The organism is Actinotalea sp. C106 (assembly GCF_023630195.1).
In the GTDB taxonomy this organism is placed as follows: Bacteria; Actinomycetota; Actinomycetes; order Actinomycetales; family Cellulomonadaceae; genus Actinotalea.
Genome location: NZ_JALPKN010000283.1, coordinates 1 through 3,879, shown reverse-complemented (window position 1 = coordinate 3,879; position 3,879 = coordinate 1). Strand labels below are relative to the sequence as shown.

4 protein-coding genes and 1 pseudogene are annotated in these 3,879 nt (G+C 75.3%); all 5 read left to right on the top strand.

The features are described from left to right. A pseudogene (locus tag L0B03_RS14965) lies at positions 1 to 185 on the top strand (dihydropteroate synthase); the annotation flags it as partial. Next, positions 163 to 1,449: a 2-amino-4-hydroxy-6-hydroxymethyldihydropteridine diphosphokinase gene (gene folK / locus L0B03_RS19635; protein ID WP_250447215.1), complete on the top strand. Its 1,287-nt coding sequence runs from the start codon at positions 163 to 165 to the stop codon at positions 1,447 to 1,449. The pseudogene L0B03_RS14965 and the gene folK, both read left to right, overlap by 23 nt. Further along, positions 1,449 to 1,934 carry a DUF3180 domain-containing protein gene (locus L0B03_RS14955; RefSeq protein ID WP_250447211.1) on the top strand — a complete coding sequence of 162 codons (486 nt, stop codon included), beginning with the start codon at positions 1,449 to 1,451 and terminating at the stop codon, positions 1,932 to 1,934. The genes folK and L0B03_RS14955 overlap by 1 nt, the downstream gene beginning before the upstream one ends. 8 nt (positions 1,935 to 1,942) lie before the next feature. Beyond that, positions 1,943 to 2,455 (top strand): PH domain-containing protein, encoded by a 513-nt coding sequence (locus tag L0B03_RS14950; protein WP_374204969.1) that lies wholly within the window; start codon positions 1,943 to 1,945, stop codon positions 2,453 to 2,455. Further along, the coding region (locus L0B03_RS14945) for a PH domain-containing protein (protein WP_250447205.1) at positions 2,452 to 3,879 on the top strand (1,428 nt) is incomplete at its 3' end. The genes L0B03_RS14950 and L0B03_RS14945, both read left to right, overlap by 4 nt.

The following is a 3,879-nucleotide window of genomic DNA, read 5'->3' as shown; positions in this document are numbered from 1 at the left end:
CCCCGCCCCCCGAGCGGGACCGGGCGACGGCGGCGGTCAGCGCCCTCGCCGCAGCCGCAGGAGCCTGGTGCGTCCGGGCGCACGACGTGGCAGGCTCGGCGGACGCCGTGCGGGTGGCTGCCGCCTGGATGACCGCGCAGGGGACGAGTGAAGGAGACCACGGTGCACGAGCCGCGGACCGATGACCACCCCCACGACCGGATCCGGCTGATCGGCCTCGCGGCCACCGGCCATCACGGGGTCCTCGAGCACGAGCGGCGCGACGGGCAGACCTTCGTCGCGGACGTCGCGCTGCACGTGGACACCCGGCCCGCCGCGGCCGAGGACCGGCTCGACCTCACGGTGCACTACGGGGTGCTGGCCGAGCAGGTCGTGGGCGTGCTCGCCGGGGAGCCTGCCGACCTCGTGGAGACGGTCGCCGAGCGCATCGCTGCGGTCGCCCTGACCCACCCCGCCGTCCTCGCGGTCGACGTCGTCCTGCACAAGCCCCAGGCCCCCATCCCGGTGCCCTTCGCGGACGTCACCGTCGAGATCCACCGGGACCGCAGCCACCTGCCCGTGGTCAGCGCCCCGCCCGTGATGGTGGCGGCCACCGGGGCGCCCGAGGAGCTCTGGTCCACGGCCGCCGAGGACGACTGGGCGGCGCCCGCTGCCGCCGAGGCGACCTGGCCGGCGCCGTCAGAGGACTCCTTCGAGGCCACCGGCGAGACGATGTCGGTCGCGGACCTCGTCGTCCCCGCCCTCGTCCCGGAGGTGGCACCGTCGGTCGCCGTGCCCGCCCCCGACCTCCTCGCCCCTGGCCACGCGGCGGGTCATCTCGCCCCCGACCTCGGGGCAGGCCCCGGGACACCGCCGGTGACCGCAGCCCTCGCATCGGTGCCCCTCGCGGTCGAGCCCGCGGACCGTCTTCACCTCGAGCCCGAGGAGCCGGTCGAGGTTGTCCTGGCGCTGGGGTCGAACACCGGGGCGAGCCAGGAGATCCTCCGCCAGGCCGTCCGAGACCTCGACGACGTCGACGGCCTCGACCTGACCGCGGTCTCGCCGCTGGCCCGCACGGCGGCGGTCGGCGGGCCCGAGCAGCCCGACTTCCTCAACGCGGTGGTCCTCGGGGTCACCACCCTGTCCCCGCGGGGTCTGCTGCGCGCCTGCCATGCCGTCGAGGCGGCGCACGGGCGGGTCCGCGACGAGCACTGGGGCCCGCGCACCCTCGACGTCGACATCGTGCTGCACGGCTCGACCATGGCCGTGACCGACGACCTCGAGCTGCCGCACCCGCGCGCCCACCAGCGGGCCTTCGTGCTGGTCCCGTGGGCCGAGGTGGACCCCGGGGCCGTGCTTCCCGGGCTGGGCGGCGGCCCGGTCGCGGCCCTCGCCGAGACCGCCCCCGACCGCGAGGGGATCCGCTGGATGGCCCTGGACTGGTGGCGGGGCACCGAGGGCCCCGCCTGATGCGACGTACCTCGGTGCGACGGCTCGCCCTCGTCGCCCTGGCCGTGACCGCGGTCGTGCACCCGGTCCTGCGGGTCGTGGAGTCCCGCGGCGGGACTCTCCTGCCGGTGCCGCTGCTGGCCGTCCTGGTGGTCCTCGGCATCGCCGGGGTGGTGCTGCGGCTGGGGTGGTCGGTGCGGCAGTACACCCGCGGCAAGAAGCCCGGGCTGGACCCCTTGCTCGCGGCGCGCACCGTGGTCCTCGCGACGGCCTCGGCGTACACGGGCGCCCTGCTGACCGGCTGGTACGTCGCCCACGCCCTCGTGCCCCTGGGGGACCTGGGGATCGAGGCACGACGCGAGCTCGCGCTCTCGGCCGGGGTCGCCGGCCTGGCGACCGTGGGCCTCGTGGTCGCGGGTCTCGTGGTCGAGCGGTGGTGCGAGATCCGGCGTGACGAGGACGACCCCGGAGCGGGGGACGCCGAGGCCACGGGGGACCCCGTCTGAGTGGGAGGATGACCCGCATGAGTGAGCCCAGCGTCGCGCCCGGACCCTTCGACCCGCCCGGGGTGCCCTGGCAGCCGGTGTCCCCGCGCCTCACGACCGCCCGGCTGATCTCGTCGGCCCTGACCCTGGTGGTGCCCCTCGCGGCCGGCGTCGTCCTCGCGGTCCTCACCGAGGTCACCTGGCTCTGGGCGTTCCCCGCGGCAGTCCTCGCGGTGGCCCTCTGGGTCGTGGTCGTCGTGCCCCGTCAGGTCCGGGCCCTGGGCTACGCCGAGCGGGACGACGACCTGCTGGTGCGTCGCGGGGTCCTCTTCCGTTCCATCGTCGTCGTGCCCTACGGACGCATGCAGTTCGTGGACGTGCAGGCCGGGCCGCTGGACCGCAAGCTGGGCATCGCCAAGGTCCAGCTGCACACGGCCTCGCCGACCTCCGACGCCGTCATCCCGGGCCTGCCCCCTGAGGAGGCCTCCCGGCTGCGCGACCGTCTCGCCACCCGCGGCGAGGCCCAGCTGGCGGGGCTGTGAGCCAGCCCGCCCACGAGGACCTCGTCTGGAACCGCGTCCACCCCGTGACCCCCGCGGTCAAGGGCTGGAAGGTCCTCGCGGTGCTGCTGTTCGTCGTGGGTCAGCAGGTGACCTCGAACGTGCGCGAGGCCCAGGACGTCGTGGACTCCCTGGGCTGGATGCCCCTGGTCGGGGCCATCCTCGGGATCACCCTGATCGGGTTCGCCTACTCCTACCTCGCCTGGCGGATGACCCGGTACGCGGTCGACGCCGAGGCCGTGTACCTGCAGACCGGTGTCCTCTTCCGCCAGCAGCGCAGCGCGCGGCTCGACCGCGTCCAGGCCATCGACGTGGTGCAGCCGATCCTGGCGCGCATCCTGGGCCTCGCCGAGCTCAAGCTCGAGGTGGCCGGGGGCGCGGACTCCGCGGTCCACCTGGCGTTCCTCAAGGAGGACGGCGCCCAGCGCCTGCGGAACGAGCTCCTGGCCCGCGCGGCCGGGGTGAGCTTCGGCACCGAGGACAACCCCGAGGCCCCCGCAGCCCCGGAGAACCAGGTCCTCGCGGTGACCCCCGGTCGCCTCGTCGGTTCCCTGGTCCGTTCGGGGTCGATGATCGCCGGGGTGCTCGTGGTCATCGCCCTCGTGGTCACGGCGGTCGCCGCCGGGTCCGCGAGCGTGATCGTCGGTGCCCTTCCCGTGATGCTGGGCGTCGGCGCGATGCTGTGGACCCGCTTCGCGGGGGAGTTCAACTTCCGTGCTGCGCAGTCCCCGGACGGCATCCGCCTGCGCCACGGGCTGCTCGAGTCCCGGGCGCAGACCGTCCCGCCCGGTCGCGTGCAGGCCGTCGAGCTCACCCAGGGACCGCTGTGGCGCCGCAAGGACTGGTGGCGGGTCCAGATCAACGTCGCGGGCTACGGCATCACCGACCAGGCCACCGAGAGCGTGCTGCTGCCCGTGGGGGACCGCGACGAGGCCCTGCTGGCACTCTGGCTCGTGCTGCCGGACCTCGGCACCGACGACGCCCGCGGCCTGCTCGACGAGGCCCTCGCCGGCTCGGGCCAGGAGCGCGGCTTCGTCACGAGCCCGCGCCGTGCGCGCTGGCTCGACCCGTGGTCCTTCCGCCGTACCGGCTACGCGCTGACCGAGCGCGCCCTGCTCGCGCGCACCGGGCGGTTCGTGCGTCGTCTGGTCGTCGTGCCGCACGCTCGCACCCAGTCGGTCGGCCTGAGCGAGGGGCCCCTGCAGCGCCGTCTGGGCCTGTGCTCCTTCGCCCTGCACTCGACCCCGGGTCCGGTCACCCCGACCGTGCCGCACCTGGACCGCGAGGTCGCGGGGATGCTCCTGCTCGAGCAGGCCGCGCGGGCCCGCACGGCACGGGCCTCCGCGGGGCCCGAGCGTTGGATGCTCGAGCTGCGCGACCAGGCCGACGCAGCCCGCGCCGAGGCC

Bases quoted from the DNA above. Each gene is read 5' to 3' on its own strand.
- L0B03_RS14950 (WP_374204969.1), top strand. From the start codon at position 1,943: ATGACCCGCATGAGTGAGCCCAGCGTCGCGCCCGGACCCTTCGACCCG.
- L0B03_RS14955 (WP_250447211.1), top strand. From the start codon at position 1,449: ATGCGACGTACCTCGGTGCGACGGCTCGCCCTCGTCGCCCTGGCCGTG.